The sequence below is a fragment of the Ligilactobacillus pabuli genome (assembly GCF_022836475.1).
Lineage (GTDB): Bacteria > Bacillota > Bacilli > Lactobacillales > Lactobacillaceae > Ligilactobacillus > Ligilactobacillus pabuli.
Genome location: NZ_BQXH01000049.1, coordinates 1 through 927 on the forward strand (window position 1 = coordinate 1; position 927 = coordinate 927).

A 927-nucleotide genomic window follows, 5' to 3' on the forward strand; every position below is an offset into this window, starting at 1 on the left:
CAGCCAATTTTTGCGGGTCAGAGAAACGTCTATGACTCTTCTGATCGAGAAAATTTGCGAGGTCTTCTAACGGTAAAGCAGCTAAGTCTTCAGTTGAAATGTCAGCCGTTAAAAGTTCCATCATAGTCGAGCCAAAAAGGGAAGTCCCTAAAGGTTCGACGGCTAGTTTGTTGACTTTATAATACAAGTTTTCAATGAAGTGCTGTTTTGAACGAGTTAAACTTTGAACCACTTCAAAACGGGAACGCGTTAAGCGTTGTAAAGCAAGATACTCTTCTTGCCGTACAATACCAGTCGTGTAATGGCCAGTACGCAAGAAATCAGCAATATAAAAAGCATCGATTGAATCACTCTTAGAAGCTTCAAAAATGTCTTTATAGCGCTTAGTATCGCGCGGATTAAGTAAAACAGCGTCCACATTAAGCGCACTAAGCTCGGCATCATTTTTAAAGAAAAAGGCCGGATGAAAGCTATAAACGGAAGTTGACTCCATGCCGATCACAGTTTGTTCAAATTGATAGGCTTCACTTAGTTCAAGGATCTTTTGTTTAATTTCAGAAGCACCATTTAAATCATTTGGAACATGCGCACGAAAAAGTTGTTTCGTGCTTTCCGAGGTTAACATGGCAACTTCAAGTTCTTTTGAGCTAACGTCAATACCGACAAATAATTTCATTGGGATCTGGCCTCCTTTCATTTAGATTATCTGGTCTTAAGTTGGACACTGCATGATAGCCCCTAATTATAATCACTAAGTACATCCTCGCATCATAAGTATTCATTGATCGCTCAGACCTAAGCTACACCTAGCTCTACTCGGCTAGTAAGTTGATTGATCGATACAGCATGTGGTCGGCACTTAAGATGATTATCTGGGCGGCAGTCTAAAAATGTAGTTGAACTACAGGAGGTTCAAACCTATACCAG

General features: G+C 40.2%; 1 protein-coding gene. It reads right to left on the minus strand.

Features of this window, described 5'->3' with window-relative positions:
- A partial coding sequence (locus LPAF129_RS11025; protein ID WP_244057180.1) for an IS110 family transposase occupies positions 1–676 on the minus strand: 676 nt, incomplete at its 3' end.
- Positions 677–927 lie beyond the last annotated feature (251 nt).